The organism is Parafrankia elaeagni (assembly GCF_000374165.1).
GTDB lineage: Bacteria > Actinomycetota > Actinomycetes > Frankiales > Frankiaceae > Parafrankia > Parafrankia elaeagni.
The window spans coordinates 173,830-188,799 of the sequence record NZ_KB893761.1 but is presented as its reverse complement, the minus strand read 5'-3'; the positions used below and the strand labels follow the sequence as shown (position 1 = coordinate 188,799).

Genomic DNA, 14,970 nt, shown 5'->3' with positions numbered 1-14,970 from the left:
GATGGCCAGGGCACGTTGGAACAGCGGCAGTGCCTCTCCGGCCCGGCCCAGGTCCTGCAGCGCCGAGGCGAGGTTGTTCAGGCGGGTGGCGAGGTCGGGGTGGTCGGGGCCGTAGGTGGCTTCGGTGATGGCCAGGGCACGTTGGAACAGCGGCAGCGCCTCCCCGGCCCGGCCGTGTTCCTGCAGGTAGGTCGCGGCCCGGTCACACAACCACACCAGATCATCGACCTCCGCAGACACCGCCATCTCAGGGCCGCGCGGTGTTCCATTCGGGTCGGACACCCGGCCGACGACCGCGCGGACATGCAGGAGTAGTTCCCGCCATCGTGGCCAGTTCTGCGGGGACCGCACGATGCCACCGGGCAGGTCGGCGCGCAGCAGCCGCAGCAGCGTCGAGAGCACCATCGACCGTCGATCGTCCGAGGTACGTCGGCGGGTCGCGGCCTGCACCAGCCGGTGCACCGACACCGAGTCCGTGTCCCGGCTGGCCAGCCCGTAGCCGACGAGCGAGCCCACTGTCCGAGTCCACACCAACCGGTCCGCCACAGCCACCGCGAGCGGGCCGTCACCCAACAGCTCCGACCGGCCGGCGAACAAATCCAAAGGAAGGGGTTCCGGGCCGCAGAACGCCAGCAACTCCAGCAACTCCACCGCCGCCGGCGTCTCCGCGGCGAGCCGGGTGACCGACAACTCCCACAGCGTCGCCACCGTCACCCCGGCCCGTTCCGCCACCTCTCCCAACCCGACAACCTCGTCCAACCGCTCCGCCAGCAGCTCAGCGAACTCCCCGGCCGGGGTGCCGGTCTGCTCACAGAACGCCGCCGCCTGCTCCACCGCCAACGCCAGATCCCCCAACAGCCCGGCGATCCGATCCGCGGTCCGCGCGTCCAGGTCCGAGACACGACCGGACAGCAGCGCCACCGACTCCGACCGCGCCAACGTCGGGACCTCCACCGTCGCACCCACCGCCCGCCAGCCTGCACGCCGCGACGTCACCACCACCCGACCCCGCCCATCCGACGGGCGAAACGGCCGGACCACGCTGATCTGCTCGGCGTTGTCGAACACCAGCAGCCACCGCCACCCCCGCCGACGCAGCTCGCCGAACACCCCCGCCGGTTCCACCCCCACCGCCAACCCCAACGCCTCACCCAACGCCCCGATCTGCTCCGCCACCGTGTCGGCCTGCTCCGCCTCCACCCACCACACCGCATCGAAATCGGACGCATGCCGGTGCACGTACTCCACCGCCAACGACGTCTTCCCCACCCCGCCCATCCCGGCCAGCGCCACCACCGACACCACCCCCGAGGAGCCCCGCAGCGCCTCCGCCAGCTCCTCCAACTGCCCCGACCGACCCACGAACCGTCCCAGCCGCACCGGCACGTTCCACACCCCCGGCAACCCACCCGGGAACACCACCCGCCCCGGCACCGCCCGCAGATCCGGCGGGAACGGCGGAGCCACCTCCGGCTTCCCCCGACCCCCCGACACCGCCAGCCGCGCCGCGCCCACCAGCTCCGCCCGCGCCACCTGCTCCGCACAGCCGAACAGATCCGCCCCCACCACCTGCCCCAGCAACCCCGGACGAGCACAGTCCGCGACCCGGAACACCAGCAGCTTGCGATCCGCACCCTGCGGATCAGCGGCCCACGCCGCCTGCCACTCCGCCGCCCCGTACACCGACCGGGTGTACGCCTCCGACAGCACCGCCACCGTCCGCCGCGCCCGCCGCACCCCCTCATCCATCCCCGCGACCCAGTTCGTCCCCGGCACCAGATCCCACGCCTGCACCAGAACCCGGAACCCCACCTCCTCCAACACCCACGCCACCCACACCGCCCACGGCTTGTCCGCAGCTGTGTACGACACGAAGAAATCCCACCCGTCGTCAGCCACGACGCCCCCGCCCGTCACGCGGACAGTGTCCACCCCCATCCGGGCACACAGACCATCGCGGTACGACATCAGACAATCGCTCTCACGAACACCGAGGAGCCGGTCAGCAACGACGGCCGGCCCGTCCACGGCCAAGGGGTTCGTGTAGCCAAACATGTAGCCAAGCCGGCGGACGCCCCCGGACACCGGCGGACGTCAGCGGAACCGGCGCCCAGGCCCGGCCGACTGTGTGGACGAGCACGGACGCCGACGGACGAACCGGACCGACTTTGCAAGGCAGGGGTCGACTTGCGTCGCGGCCGCTCCGCACCAGCGTCGTTGGTCACGGGATTGGTCACGGACGCAGCCGGACAGGCCGGCACACCCCGACCCACGCTGACACCGCTGCACCGCTCAGCCGCAGGTCAGCCCACGCGGCGGACGTCAGCAGACGACCGTGGACGCCACCCGGTCGGAGTTCAAGTCCCCCCTCCCGCACCACCTGAGGCTGGGCAGCCGCGCCTGCCGGAAGAGCTGGCACGGCCGGCATCGTGAACGTCCAACGATCCCGGCGGCGCCGGGCGAGATCACAGCAGGTCAGCGCGCATATCCAGCGCGGGCGGCGGAGGACCGGGAATCTACCGCCCTCGGGCGTGGGGTCGAGCCAGGAACTTCCGCATCGGTCAGCCGCAGCGCTCACACCGCCTGTCCCACACGCGCCTGGATATTGAGCCGTACGAATTCGAGCTGCGGATCGGGCAGCCGAGCGACAACCTTCTTCGCGAGTCGCAGCCGATCCTCCGAGGAGAACTCGCCGACGTAAGGCGCTATCACCCCGTCCAGGACATACGAGACGAGATCGCCTGCGTCGTCTCTGTCGTAGTCCTCGCCTTTCCACACGCCGGCAACACTCCTTCGTCCGTCGGTAGCCGCGGAGCGCGAACACGAATCTGCTGGAGCACAGGGTGTCCTCATCCGCGGCGACAGGGCGAACGATCGTCAGGACCGGTCCCGCTCGCCGACGCCCGATGATCGGAGCGCGGGCTGTCCCACGGCGACCCGGCGCGGTAGCCGGTCCGGCGCGGTAGCCGGTCCGGCGCGGGACAGCCCGGCTCGTCAGGCCGCGGTGACGCCGACCGGGGTGTAGGCAAGCCCGGGGAACACCGTTCCGAGCTGAGCCTGGGACATCCCGAGCCAGCGGATCGCGTCGCCCAGGACGTTGCGATAGTCGTTGAGCACCGGAACGGCGTGGTCGTCGAGCTGGTCGGGCGCGAGTCCCCGCCACTGGCCGTGCACCCCGCCGACCGCCCCGCCGCCGATCACGAACATGACCCCGCCGCCGCCGTGGTCGGTACCGCCGTTGCCGTTCGTGTCGGCGCGGCGGCCGAACTCCTGGATCGTGACCAGGGTGACGTCCGCGGCCTTCGCCCCCAGGTCGGCGAAGAAGGCCGCGATCGAGTCGGCCTGCCGCTTCTGCAGCGTCGCCAGCGTGCCGGTGACGCCGCCCTGGCCGACATGGGTGTCGTACCCGCCGGTCTCCAGCGTCGCGACCCTGACCCCCGACCCGACCTTGATCAGCCGGGCGATGTCCCGCAGCGCGCGGCCCAGCCCCTCGTCCGGGTACGTGACACCGTCAGCCGGGGTGTAGGGCTTCGCCGCGATCTCGCGACCCTCGGCGAGCGCCGCCAGGGTCGTCGCGACACCGCGTGCGTACGGGCGGGCGGCGCCGGCGTCTGCGTCGGCGTCGGCGAACAGCGCGCCGAGCGCAGCGGAGGTGGCAGCCTGCTCGGCGGCCGACTCACCCCAGCCGCTCGCCTCGAAGTTCTCGATGCCGTTGAGGGTGAGCGCCTCGGTGGCTCCGAGATACGCGGTGGGCAACGACCCGCCCTCCTGGACGGCGCGGAACGCCGACCCGGGGCTCAGGACGCTCAGCAGCCGGGTGAGGTAGCCACTGCCCTGCCCGTCGCCCCCGATCTCCAGTTCGAAGGTGTCCTGGAAGTGGCTGCGTGAGTTGTCGAGCAGCCCCGCGGCCGGGACCGCCGCGACCTTCCCCGCGTCCAGCAGGGGCCGCAGGGACGCATACGCCGGATGCAGGCCGAACGCCCGGTCCATCGAGATGAGCTGCCCGGCGGGGATCGCGATGTCGGCGCGCAGCCCCGCGTAGTGCGGGTCGGCACCCGGCACCAGGGCGTTCAGCCCGTCCATGCCGCCACGCAGGGAGAGGACGACGAGCGTCCGGCCGGGGGTGTCGGCGAAGGCGACACGGACGGGGAGCACCGACGCGAGGCTCGCGGTGATGCCCACCGCGCCGGCTGCCGCGAGCACACCGCGCCGGCTGGGCGCATACCGGCCGCCGGCGGGAGGGAGCAGGTTCTGGACCATCGGACGGCCTCCTAACCGTAGACGTGGTACGGGGAGTCGAGCAGGAGCGCACCGACCTGCCCGACGAGCCACTCGTTGTCCGCCGGCCGGCGGGACGCGCGGTCGCCGAGGAACGTCGTGATCGCCGCCCGGTGCTCGGGGGCCAGGTCCTGGAACAGGAGCCGGCGGGCCAGCACGTCCACCGCCGCGGTCATCGTCGCCGGCGGCGCGTCGCCGAGCAGCGTGCTGACCTTCGGGGTGCCGAGGTTCTTCGGCCACCACCCGTTGAGAAGGTTGCGGTGCATGTTCCAGCGGCCGATCGTGGCGGACGCCGACACCCAGCGCTCCGCCCGCAGCGGGTAGCCGTCCGGGGCCGGCCACGCCAGTGGTGCCATGCCCATGTCGTTCGCCATCCAGTAGAGCTGGGTGATCGGCTCGGTGCCGGTGGCGGGCGGGCGGATCCCGAGCACGCGCAGGGTGGCCACCAGGTCCTCCAGCGGGCGGCGGGTGCGCAGCCCGACCGCCTGGGCGAACTCGGTGGAGGTGAACAGCGCCTTCAGGACGGGCGCGATCGCGGTGTCGTTGTCCAGGTAGGTCCGCGTCAGCTTCTCGACGAGTGAGGCCGGCGGGTCGTCCGCGACGAAGTAGGTCGCCAGTTTCCGGGTGAGGTACGCCGCCGTCGCCGGGTGGTGCGCAAGGTGGTCCAGGTAGGCCCGCATCACCGCCTCCCCGCCCTCGGAGGTGCCGTTCGGCGCGGAGAAGCCCAGGACCGCGACCGGCCCGACGTAGTGGTCCTTCGGTTTGAAGACGTACTTCTTCGACGTGGAGTCGATGGAGATGCCTGTCAGGATGCGGGCGCTGTTCACGACCCCGTCCTGGTCGTACCCGCCGCCGACACCCACGGTGTGCAGCTCGAGCAGCTCCCGCCCGAGGTTCTCGTTGATCGCCCGCACCGTCGATCGGTCGGCGTTCAGCCGGCGGATCATCGCCGGGCTGGTCGTCTCCGCCAGCAGCAGGTCGGCGAACCGCCCGAGCGCGTTCGGCCGGATGACCTCACGGTCGTCCGGGAACGAGTCCCGCCACAGGCCGTCGTTGGGATAGCCCTTGTTGAACACGTGCGACTGCCAGAAGTCGACCATCCTCTCCAGGAGCTGGCGGTTCGACCAGGTCATCCGCGCGATCGACGCCACCGCGAGGCCGATCACGTCCTTGTAGTCGACGTCGCCCTCGAGGGCGTGCAGCGCCTGGTTGCTGTCCTTCAGGAACCGGAAGCGGCCGAGGAGGCCGTCGACCGTCCCGTCGCCGATCGAGCCCGGGTCAAGCTGGCGGTCCAGCCAGGCCCCGGCCCCGCCCGCGCGCACCTCGGCGACCAGCTCCGGTGTCGGCCCGAAGGCCGCCCTGTTCAGCAGGTGCACCACCGGGTCGCGGCCGCGCAGGAAGGCCGGCGTCGCCGCCCCGGCCCCGCCGCCGGCCGGCGGCGGGGCCGGGCCCGTCGTGGGCGCGGCCGTCGTGGGCGCCGAGGTCGGCAGGCCTGTCACCGGCACGCCCGTCGGCCCGCCGGGTGTCGGAACGCCCGTGGGCGTCACCGGGCCCATGGTGGCCGTGGCCGTCGGGGCCGCCCCGCCGCTCCCGCCGCCAGCGCCGAACGAACAGCCCGCCGCGGTCGCCCCGAAGGCCGCAAGCGACGCGAACAGCCCGCGGCGGCTCGCGGTGCTCGTCGGTGGTCGGGCGGTCCGCGTGCGGTCGTCCGTGCGGTCGTCCGTGCGGTCGTCCGTGCGGTCGTCCGTGCGGTCGTCCGTGCGGTCGTCCGTGCGGTCGGTGTTTCCCGGCTGTGTGCCGTCTCGCGTGGTCCCCGGGCCGTCTGCGGGTGGTGCGCCGCTGCCGCGCCACGGGGGCGGATCGACCAGCGTCTGGCCGCTCTCGTACCTGTCTGCCATGCAGACCATCCCTGTAGGAGTCGAGCCCCAAGACCCCCCCAAGGGCCCGTTCGGTTACTCGACGGCGCCACAGTAGTGCGGGACTGTGTCGCCCTCCAGACAGGTCTGCCGGGTTTTTCAGGGTTTGAGCATTTGTAGCGCAACGATCCGCGGTTCGGCACGTGCCGTGCACGCGTGCTCGCGGTGGCCCGTCCTGTCATCCGCCTGGACGTGCGCATTTGCCCTGCACGGCAGGGAGAGCCAGCTCGGCGCCGGCGCGCGGCCGCCCCCACCGGGGCGGAACCCCGACCCGGGAGGAAGTCCCACGGTGACATGCGATGACCTGTGGTCGACCCACGGATGCCGCGCTGCCGTCACGGATTCTCGCCCTCCGTGTCCGGCCGAGGGCGTATCGGATTGTTCTGTGATCGCGGCGGCCTCTCCACGGACGACGTCCGTGGAGAGGCCGTAGTGCACACCGCGATGTCGGGGGTGGCCGGGCGCGTCAACGGCACGGGTGCCTGCGTCGGACCCGGCGCCCGCGCCGGGACGCGGCAGGAGCTCGTCACCGGCCGGGGGAGCAGGCGTGGCGGGATCAGCACTGCGAGGGGCCACCCAGCGGGGCCTACCACCACTGCCGGCGGCCGATGAGAACCTGATCGCCGCCACAGGTGAACTTCAGGTGGCGGGACTGCCGTATGCACGGCGCGAAGCAGCGCAGGCCACAGCGAAAGGCGCAGCACCAAGCCGGAAAATCCGGCTACATCGACATTCGAGAAACAGGCGACGCCTCAGGCCGCCCCAGAACGGTCAGGGCCGCAGCGTCCACTGCCTGCCGCACTGGCAGGTCTGAATCCAGACACGGCTCAGCCGTCCAGCCGGAACACTGGTGAGCGCGTCAGCCGGGTGGGAACAGACCTCGGGGCCCACGCTCGGCGTCGAAGTCGCGGTGGCCGCGGCTGGGCGGGTCCGGGCCCGCCGACCCCGAACCCGGGATCCGACCCGGCCGAGCAGGAGCGGCAGGAACATCACGGCGTCACCTCCAACCGGGTGCCGCATGGCACCGGCAGTGTCTCGGTCTTCTCGCGTCCGGCGGCGTTGACCGGTCGAGCATTGATTGGTCGAGCATTGGTTGGTCGAGCATTGGTTGGTCGAGCATTGGTTGGTCGAGCTCTCGCCAGCTGCTCGTCGACTGGCCGTACGCTGGTTGGCCGCACACTCCCCGGGAAACCGGCTGGTGTGCCCCGGCCAAGCGTCGCACTCGTCGGCGACGCAGCGGTGGCGGCGCGACGAGGAGAGCGCCCCCACGTCGGATTTCTCACCATCGACAGGCGAGAACGGCCGACAGGCCTCATGGTCCGCGTTGACGAGTGCGATCGTCCCGGAATTCATCAGGCCAGGGCTCCACGGGAAATGTCGGGCGGTCGGCAGCTGGTACAGAACGGGCGAGCCGGTGACGAACCGGTTATTGCGCACGCCCTGGGGCGCGCCACCACCGGTGTCCCGCAATAGTGCCCGCCCAATCGCCACATCAACCCGTCCAGCCGCGGAAATTTATCGGTAATTAGCACCGGCGAGCCGGCTGGACGGGTGTGCCCGCCGTCTCCGGCCCCGGCCGCCGCCGCCGACCGGGGGCCGACCGGGGGCCGGAGACGGCTGTCGACACGATCGGAGGGACCGCCCGAAGCCCTCGGCGCAGCCCGGCCGCAGAATGGCCGCGGGCGCGGCGGCGGGCGGCGGAATCCGCCCGGCCCCACGAAAGGGAGCAGGCGGGATGACGACCGTGTCACCGGACGGCGGCACCACGGGTACGGAAACCGGCGTCAGCCGGACGACGAGCGAGCTTGCCTGGCTTCGTGCCCGCGGCGAGCTGAAGCGGCGGCGGTTCGAGCTGGCGTTGCAGGCGGCGCGGGAGTATCCGCGGTCGGCGCAGGTGGCCGGCACCCCACTGGTGGCCGCCCAGCGGTGGATCCCGGCCGAGCCGCTGCCGCTCTCGGCCGTCACGATCGATCTCACCGCGGGCCTCACGGGTGAGGCGAATCCGGGCATGGTGACCGGTCGCGGGCCGGGCAGCGAGGGCGTCCGTCCGGTGGACTCCGGGGGGCGCCGCTACCCGGGCTACACCGCGGCGATGGCCACGCTCGACCGGCCGGCGATGTTCGTGGACCTGCCCACCTACCGGCTGCACGACGCGGATCTGTCGCGCCCGGGTGGGCGCGGTGCGCTGACCTTTGGTCTCGGTCGCTACTTCGACGGCATCGACGTCGGGGAGGCCTGCGCCCACGAGTTCGCCGCGAGTTCCGACCGGACGCTGCGACAGGCCGTGGGTGAGCCGTGGGACCTCCGCCGGCGGCCGGCGAACCTCGCCGTCTGCACTCTGACGATCCGCCTCGACCGCACGGCCGGCGCAGCCGGCGAGACCGGGAGGGCGACGATGCTTCTCCACCGCCGGGACCCGACGAAGGTCGGTCATGCCGGAGGGCTGCTGCAGGTGGTGCCGGCAGGCATCTTCCAGCCGTCCGGTCCGGCGGAGTGGAACCTCCGCAACGACTTCGACCTGTGGCGGTCGATCACGCGGGAGTACTCCGAGGAGCTGCTCGGCACCGCGGAGGAGTACGGCAGCGACCGCCAGCCCATCGACTACGGTGCCTGGCCGTTCGCCGCGAGTCTCGCGCAGGCCCGCCGCGACGGCGGAGTGCGGGTCTCGGTTCTCGGTCTCGGTGTCGATCCGCTGACCTTCGCCACCGATCTGCTCACGGTTGCGGTCTTCGAGGCGACGGTGTTCGACGCCCTGTTCGCCGGCCTGGTGGCCACGAACGCGGAGGGATCCGTCTTCGCCGGCATCCCGTTCACCGAACCGACCGTGCACCGGCTGCTCCGGGACGAACCGGTGCAGGCAGCCGGTGCCGCGCTGGTCGCGCTCGCCTGGACGCATCGGGACGTCCTGCTCTCCTGAGCCTGCATCGGGTCCCGAGCCGATGGTTACGCGCTGTCGGCGGAGCCGGGCACGGAGCCGGGCACGGAGCCGGGCGCGGCGGACCAGTTGTCGCCCGCGGCGCGGTGGTCGCCGGCCGTCGGGCCGTGGCCGGAGTTCACCAGTGGCCGGAGTTCACCAGGAAGCCGAACGGCCCGGTGCCCGGTGGCCGGTGCCCGGTGGCCGGGCCGGGCCGGGACCGGTGTCACGGTCGGTCGCGGCGGTGCCGGCTGCCCCGGGGGTGGGCTGGCCAGTCGTCGTCGGCGCCTTCGGAGCCGTCCGCACTGTCACTGCCCGCGTAGTCCCAGCTCGACGACCATGCCTCGGGCTGCCACTCCGAGGAGGAGGACCAGTCCGTGTCGCGGTCGCGGCCGTGGGAGCCCGGCTCGGCGGGCAGCGGCGGCGCGGCGGCGAAGGCGGATCCGATGACCCTTGGGACCACAAGCCAGGCAGTGATGTTGACCCCCAGGACGACGAAGGTGATCATTCCGACCAGAAACACCCATGCTGGCCGCGGCGAGTCGGCGGAGCCGGCAGCCATCCCGGCCGTGACGGCCAGCGCACCGACCGTCGCAATGTTGAACCGAGCCACGGTGCTTTCCTACGCCTCAGACCGGCCCGCGGGGGGCGATCGACGCCAACCCGACAGTGACGTCAGGCCACAGCGCCGCAGGTCAGCGGCAACACGGATCACCATGCACGGTGGGCGGCGGCCCGCCCGCGGGCCCGCGGCGACGGCGGTTGCGCCAGGTCCGCGCGGGCCACGCCACCTCGACAGATGGCGGGATCCGCGACGATCTCCAGGCGTTCGCGGCGGGCCCCGGGAGGCGGAAAACAAGATCGAGGATGCGACTGGGGTGTCACGGGCCGGGGACGGATGATTGGAACGACCCGGACACCTCAGTCGCGTCCTCAACCTACCTGGCCGATAGCTTTTAGTCACTGATCGACTACAGGCAGTTCTAGCGTACACCCCCTTTGCTGCCCCTGTCCCCGTATGGCGTGCCCGGCCGAACGCAGGTGGCGACACTCACTGACCATCCGGGGACAGGCGAGCGCCACGGGCGAGAGATCCGTCACGGCCGGCGGCGGGGCCGTGGGCGAACCCACGGCAGGGGTGGCCGCCGGCCCGTGGGTGACCACTGCCGTATCGTCCAGACATCGCATGACGTGGACCGAAACGTCCCGGGTTGGAATGAGTGGGACTGTCGGTGACGCCCAGCATGTCCGTGACGCGTGCACTGTCCGGGATCGGACAGCGGTCCAGTGATGACAGCCACAGGGTGGGCGCCGGGTTTCCGGCTTAGTCTCATCGCTCATGAGTGGCGCGCCCATCGGGGTGTTCGACAGTGGAGTCGGTGGTCTCACCGTTGCGCGCGCGATCCTGGACCAGCTGCCAGGAGAGCCACTGCTCTATATCGGCGACACCGCGAACGCCCCGTACGGCCCGCGGCCGATCGCCGAGGTCCGCCGGCACGCCCTGGCCGCGCTGGACCATCTCGTCGCCGCGGGCGTGAAACTTCTGGTCATCGCGTGCAACTCCGCGAGCGCGGCATGCCTGCGCGACGCCCGGGAACGCTACGACGTACCGGTGGTCGAGGTCATCGTGCCCGCGACCCGCCGTGCCGTAGCCGCAACACGGAGTGGCCGGGTGGGAGTTATCGGAACCGTCGCCACCATCACCAGCCGGGCCTACGAGGACGCCTTCGCCGCCGCCTCGGGCACCGAGCTGGTGAGCGTGGCGTGCCCGGCTTTCGTCGACTTCGTCGAGCGCGGCATCACGTCCGGGCGGCAGTTGCTGGGACTGACCGAGGCGTATCTCGCGCCGCTGCAGGAAGCCGATGTGGACACAGTGATTCTTGGATGCACCCACTATCCGCTGCTGACCGGTGTGATTGGTCTCGTCATGGGCGAGGGGGTCACACTCGTGAGCAGCGCGGAGGAGACGGCAAAGGACACCTACCGGGTCCTCGCCCGCGACGGGCTGTTCCGCGATCCCGCCCTGCCACTACCGGTCCACCGGTTCCTGACGACGGGCGACCCGGGCGCGTTCGCCAGGGTCGGCCGCCGGTTCCTCGGCCCGGAGATCACCGCGGTCGGCCTCGCCGCCATGCCCGCACCCCGCCAGGCGGAGGTGGCAGCACGATGAAGCTCACGATCCTCGGCTGTTCGGGCACCTACCCGGGGCCCACGTCCGCCTGCTCGTCCTACCTGATCGAGGACGAGGGCTTCCGGCTCGTGCTGGACGCCGGCAACGGCTCCGTCGGCGAGCTGCAGCACCACTGCGACATCCGCGACGTCGACGCCGTCCTGCTCAGCCACCTGCACGGTGACCACTGCCTCGACCTGGTCGCGACGTCCTACGCGCGGCGCTACCACCCCGAGGGGATGCCGCCGAAGCTGCCCGTCTACGGGCCGATCAACACCCAGGAGCGGCTGTGCGGCGCCTTCGAGCGCTGGCCGGAGGACTCCCTCGCCGACATCTACGACTTCCGCACAATCGGGCCCGGGCGCCTGCACGTCGGGCCGTTCCGCATCGACCTGGCGCGGGTCGCCCATCCGATCGAGGCGTACGGGGTGCGGGTCACCGCCGGCGGCCGCACGCTGACCTACTCCGGCGACACCGGCGTGTGCGACCGGCTCGTCCGGCTGGCGCAGGGCAGCGACCTCTTCCTGTGCGAGGCCTCCTTCCTGGACGGTGAGGACAACCCGCCGGATCTGCACCTGACCGGCAAGGACGCCGGTGAGCACGCGACCCGCGCGGACGTCGGCCGCCTCGTCCTCACTCACCTGGTGCCGTGGGGCAACGTGGAGCGCACGCACGGCGAGGCCCGGGACGCCTTCGACGGCGATCTCAGCCTCGCGAGCACCGGCGCGATCTACGAGGTCTGAACCCGCGCGGTACCGGTCGCCCGCACGACTGTCGCACCCCGCCGATAGGGTCTCCTCCCGTGATCCGAGTCGATGGCAGGAAGACCGACGAGCTCCGCGAGATCACGATCGAACGGGGCTGGCAGGAGCACGCGGAGGGGTCCGCCCTGATCTCCGCCGGGCTCACCAGGGTGCTGTGCGCCGCCTCCGTCACCGAGAGCGTCCCGCGGTGGCGCAAGGGCAGCGGGCTCGGCTGGGTGACAGCCGAGTACTCGATGCTGCCCAGGGCGACGCACACCCGCAACGACCGCGAGTCGGTCCGCGGGCGCATCGGCGGCCGCACGCACGAGATCTCCCGCCTGATCGGGCGGAGCCTGCGGGCCGCGATCGATCTGAAGGCGCTCGGCGAGAACACCATCGCCATCGACTGTGACGTGCTGCTCGCCGACGGCGGCACCCGCACCGCCGCCATCACCGGCGCCTACGTCGCGCTGGCGGATGCCTGCCGGTGGCTCGGCCGGCCCGGAGCAATCGTCAGCAGCGTGTGCGCGGTCAGCGTCGGGATCGTCAAGGGCGTCCCGATGCTCGACCTCGCCTACACCGAGGACTCGACGGCCGACACCGACATGAACGTCATCTGCACCGGCACGGGCGGCTTCGTCGAGGTCCAGGGAACGGCGGAGGGGGCCCCGTTCGACCGGGCCGCACTCGACCAGCTTCTCGATCTCGCGGTCGGCGGGTGCGCACAACTCACCGAGATTCAGAACGCGGCGCTGGCGCTCCCCGCGCCGGCCGGGCCGCCCACCCCCCAGCGCGCCGCCTCGGCGCCGAAATCAGCCGGCTCCCGGTGAACACAGCCGGGGGGGCGCGGCGGCCGCGGCAGGTCGTCCTCGCCAGCCGCAACGAGGGGAAGCTGCGCGAGCTGCACCGCATCCTCACCGCCACCGGCCTGGGCGTCGCGGTGCTGCCACTGCCTGACGGCCCGGAGGTCGCCGAGACCGGGTCCACCTTCGCCGAGAACGCGCTGATCAAGGCCCGGGCAGCGGTCGCCGCGACGGGGCTTGCCGCCATCGCCGACGACTCGGGCCTCACCGTGGACGAGCTCGCCGGCATGCCCGGCGTGCGCTCGGCCCGCTGGGCCGGTGCCCGGAGCGGGAGCCGGGCCGAGCGGGACGCGGCGAACAACGCCCTGTTGCTCGCCCAGCTCGACGACGTCGAACCGCCGCGCCGTGGCGCGGCCTTCGTCTGCGCCGCGGCGCTCGTCACCCCGGAGGGGGCCGAGCACGTCGTCCACGGCTCACTGCGCGGGCAGCTGCTCGCCGAGGGGCGGGGCAGCGGCGGGTTCGGTTACGACCCGCTGTTCGTCGCCGACGGCGAGACCAGGACGAACGCCGAGCTGACCGCCGAGGAGAAGGACCGGATCAGCCACCGGGGCAAGGCTCTGCGCGGCCTCGCCGCCTTCATCGCCACCCTGCCGCCGGTGTCCGCCGCCGGCTGAGCCACCCGACGAGCCGCGGCTACGCGGCCGCCGTGCCGCCGCCAGCCGCCGTGCCGCCGCCAGGCACTGCGCCGCCGCCAAACGCCGTCAGGCCCACAGCTGGCCTTCCAGGGCCGCCTCGGCCTCGGCGAGGGTGCCCGCGTAGGCACCGGTGGACAGGTACTTCCACCCGCCGTCGCAGACGATGAGCGCGATGTCGGCCCGCCGGCCGTCTCGCACCGCCCGCTCGGCCTGGCCTAGCGCGGCATGCAGGATCGCGCCGGTCGAGATCCCCGCGAAGATACCCTCCTGCTGCACCAGCTCCCGGGTGCGGCGCAGGGCCTCCCGCGGGCCCACCGAGTACCGCGAGGTCAGCACCGAGGGGTCGTAGAGCTCCGGGACGAACCCCTCGTCGATGTTGCGCAGCCCGTACACGAGCTCGCCGTAGCGGGGCTCCGCCGCCACGATCGTGATGTCGGGAACGTTCTCGCGGAGGTACCGGCCGGTCCCCATGAGCGTGCCGGTGGTGCCCAGCCCGGCGACGAAGTGGGTGATGGTCGGCAGATCCTCCAGGATCTCCGGGCCGGTCGTCTCGTAGTGGGCCTGCGCGTTCGCCGGGTTGCCGTACTGGTAGAGCATCACCCAGTCCGGGTTCTCGGCGGCGAGCCGCTTGGCCACGGCCACCGCCTCGTTCGAGCCGCCGGCGGCCGGCGAGGAGACGATCTCGGCGCCCCACATCTGGAGCAGCTGGCGGCGCTCCACGGAGGTGTTCTCCGGCATCACGCAGATCAGCCGGTATCCCTTCTGGCTGCACACCATCGCCAGCGAGATACCGGTGTTGCCGGACGTCGGTTCCAAAACGGTCGCGCCCGGGGAGAGCAGGCCGCGCTTCTCCCCGTCCGCGATCATCCACAGGGCCGCTCTGTCCTTGATCGATCCGGTGGGGTTGTCCTGCTCCAGCTTTGCCCAGAGCCGGACCTCCGCCGAGGGAGACAGCCTCGGCAGGCCGACCAGCGGGGTACGGCCTACCGAGTCCACCAGGGAGTCGTAACGCATGAGAAGGGACCTGCCGCCCTGATCAGAGAAGTGTGGTGTCCCCGGCGGAGCCACCGGCCACGGCGGGGAGAATCGTGACCTCGCCCGAAGTGGCCGGTACGGTGGCGGAGCCACCGGCCACGGCGGGGAGAATTGTGACGTTGTCGCCGTCGCTCAGCTTGGCGTCGAGGCCGCCGAGGAAGCGGACGTCCTCGTCGTTGATGTAGATGTTGACGAAGCGGTGCAGCTCGCCTTCGCCGTCGCTGGAGATCAGGCGGGAGCGCAGCCCGGCGTGGCGGGCATCAAGATCCAGGAAGAGCGCGGCGAGCGTGTCGCCCGTGCCCTCGACCAGCTTGGCGCCTCCGGTGTAGCTGCGCAGGATCGTCGGCACACGGACCTGGACTGCCATGGTGCTCCTTCCTCGGTCGCCGCCGGCGGGGCCGCCGTGGCGCGTCGCC

12 protein-coding genes are annotated in these 14,970 nt (G+C 72.0%); 5 read left to right on the top strand and 7 right to left on the bottom strand.

What is annotated here, in order from left to right:
• The 4 genes from fxsT to B207_RS0126600 all read right to left on the bottom strand — a co-directional run.
• A partial coding sequence (fxsT, locus tag B207_RS41990; RefSeq protein WP_230205237.1) for an FxSxx-COOH system tetratricopeptide repeat protein occupies window positions 1-1,968 on the bottom strand: 1,968 nt, incomplete at its 3' end.
• A gap of 606 nt (window positions 1,969-2,574) precedes the next feature.
• Window positions 2,575-2,778: a hypothetical protein gene (locus B207_RS0126610; protein WP_018639722.1), complete on the bottom strand. Its 204-nt coding sequence runs from the start codon at window positions 2,776-2,778 to the stop codon at window positions 2,575-2,577.
• A gap of 216 nt (window positions 2,779-2,994) precedes the next feature.
• Window positions 2,995-4,260, bottom strand: a complete 1,266-nt coding sequence (locus tag B207_RS0126605) for a DUF1501 domain-containing protein (RefSeq protein ID WP_018639721.1) — start codon at window positions 4,258-4,260, stop codon at window positions 2,995-2,997.
• Between the two features lie 11 nt (window positions 4,261-4,271).
• On the bottom strand, window positions 4,272-6,176 hold the full coding sequence (locus tag B207_RS0126600; RefSeq protein ID WP_230205236.1) for a DUF1800 domain-containing protein: 1,905 nt from the start codon (window positions 6,174-6,176) through the stop codon (window positions 4,272-4,274).
• A 1,753-nt stretch (window positions 6,177-7,929) separates the two neighbouring features.
• Between B207_RS0126600 and B207_RS0126595 the strand changes: the two genes are divergently transcribed.
• On the top strand, window positions 7,930-9,111 hold the full coding sequence (locus B207_RS0126595) for a hypothetical protein (RefSeq protein WP_018639719.1): 1,182 nt from the start codon (window positions 7,930-7,932) through the stop codon (window positions 9,109-9,111).
• Window positions 9,112-9,334: 223 nt separating this feature from the next.
• Here B207_RS0126595 and B207_RS0126585 read toward each other — a convergent pair whose 3' ends face one another.
• Window positions 9,335-9,721 carry a hypothetical protein gene (locus B207_RS0126585; protein ID WP_018639717.1) on the bottom strand — a complete coding sequence of 129 codons (387 nt, stop codon included), beginning with the start codon at window positions 9,719-9,721 and terminating at the stop codon, window positions 9,335-9,337.
• A 726-nt stretch (window positions 9,722-10,447) separates the two neighbouring features.
• Here B207_RS0126585 and murI point away from each other — a divergent pair.
• Genes murI through rdgB form a run of 4 tightly spaced genes read left to right on the top strand, consistent with a single transcriptional unit; the run spans window position 10,448 to window position 13,498 of the window.
• Window positions 10,448-11,278: a glutamate racemase gene (murI, locus tag B207_RS0126580; protein WP_026311480.1), complete on the top strand. Its 831-nt coding sequence runs from the start codon at window positions 10,448-10,450 to the stop codon at window positions 11,276-11,278.
• Window positions 11,275-12,021: an MBL fold metallo-hydrolase gene (locus B207_RS0126575; protein WP_018639715.1), complete on the top strand. Its 747-nt coding sequence runs from the start codon at window positions 11,275-11,277 to the stop codon at window positions 12,019-12,021. The genes murI and B207_RS0126575 overlap by 4 nt, the downstream gene beginning before the upstream one ends.
• 59 nt (window positions 12,022-12,080) lie before the next feature.
• Window positions 12,081-12,851, top strand: coding sequence for a ribonuclease PH (gene rph / locus B207_RS0126570; RefSeq protein ID WP_018639714.1), 771 nt, complete (start codon window positions 12,081-12,083; stop codon window positions 12,849-12,851).
• Window positions 12,848-13,498: an RdgB/HAM1 family non-canonical purine NTP pyrophosphatase gene (gene rdgB, locus B207_RS0126565; protein WP_018639713.1), complete on the top strand. Its 651-nt coding sequence runs from the start codon at window positions 12,848-12,850 to the stop codon at window positions 13,496-13,498. The genes rph and rdgB overlap by 4 nt, the downstream gene beginning before the upstream one ends.
• Window positions 13,499-13,585: 87 nt before the next feature.
• On the opposite strand, the gene B207_RS0126560 is transcribed toward rdgB, so the two are convergent.
• Window positions 13,586-14,533 (bottom strand): PLP-dependent cysteine synthase family protein, encoded by a 948-nt coding sequence (locus B207_RS0126560; RefSeq protein ID WP_018639712.1) that lies wholly within the window; start codon window positions 14,531-14,533, stop codon window positions 13,586-13,588.
• Between the two features lie 22 nt (window positions 14,534-14,555).
• Complete coding sequence (locus tag B207_RS0126555; RefSeq protein ID WP_018639711.1) at window positions 14,556-14,921, bottom strand: MoaD/ThiS family protein; 366 nt, start codon at window positions 14,919-14,921, stop codon at window positions 14,556-14,558.
• Between the last annotated feature and the right edge of the window lie 49 nt (window positions 14,922-14,970).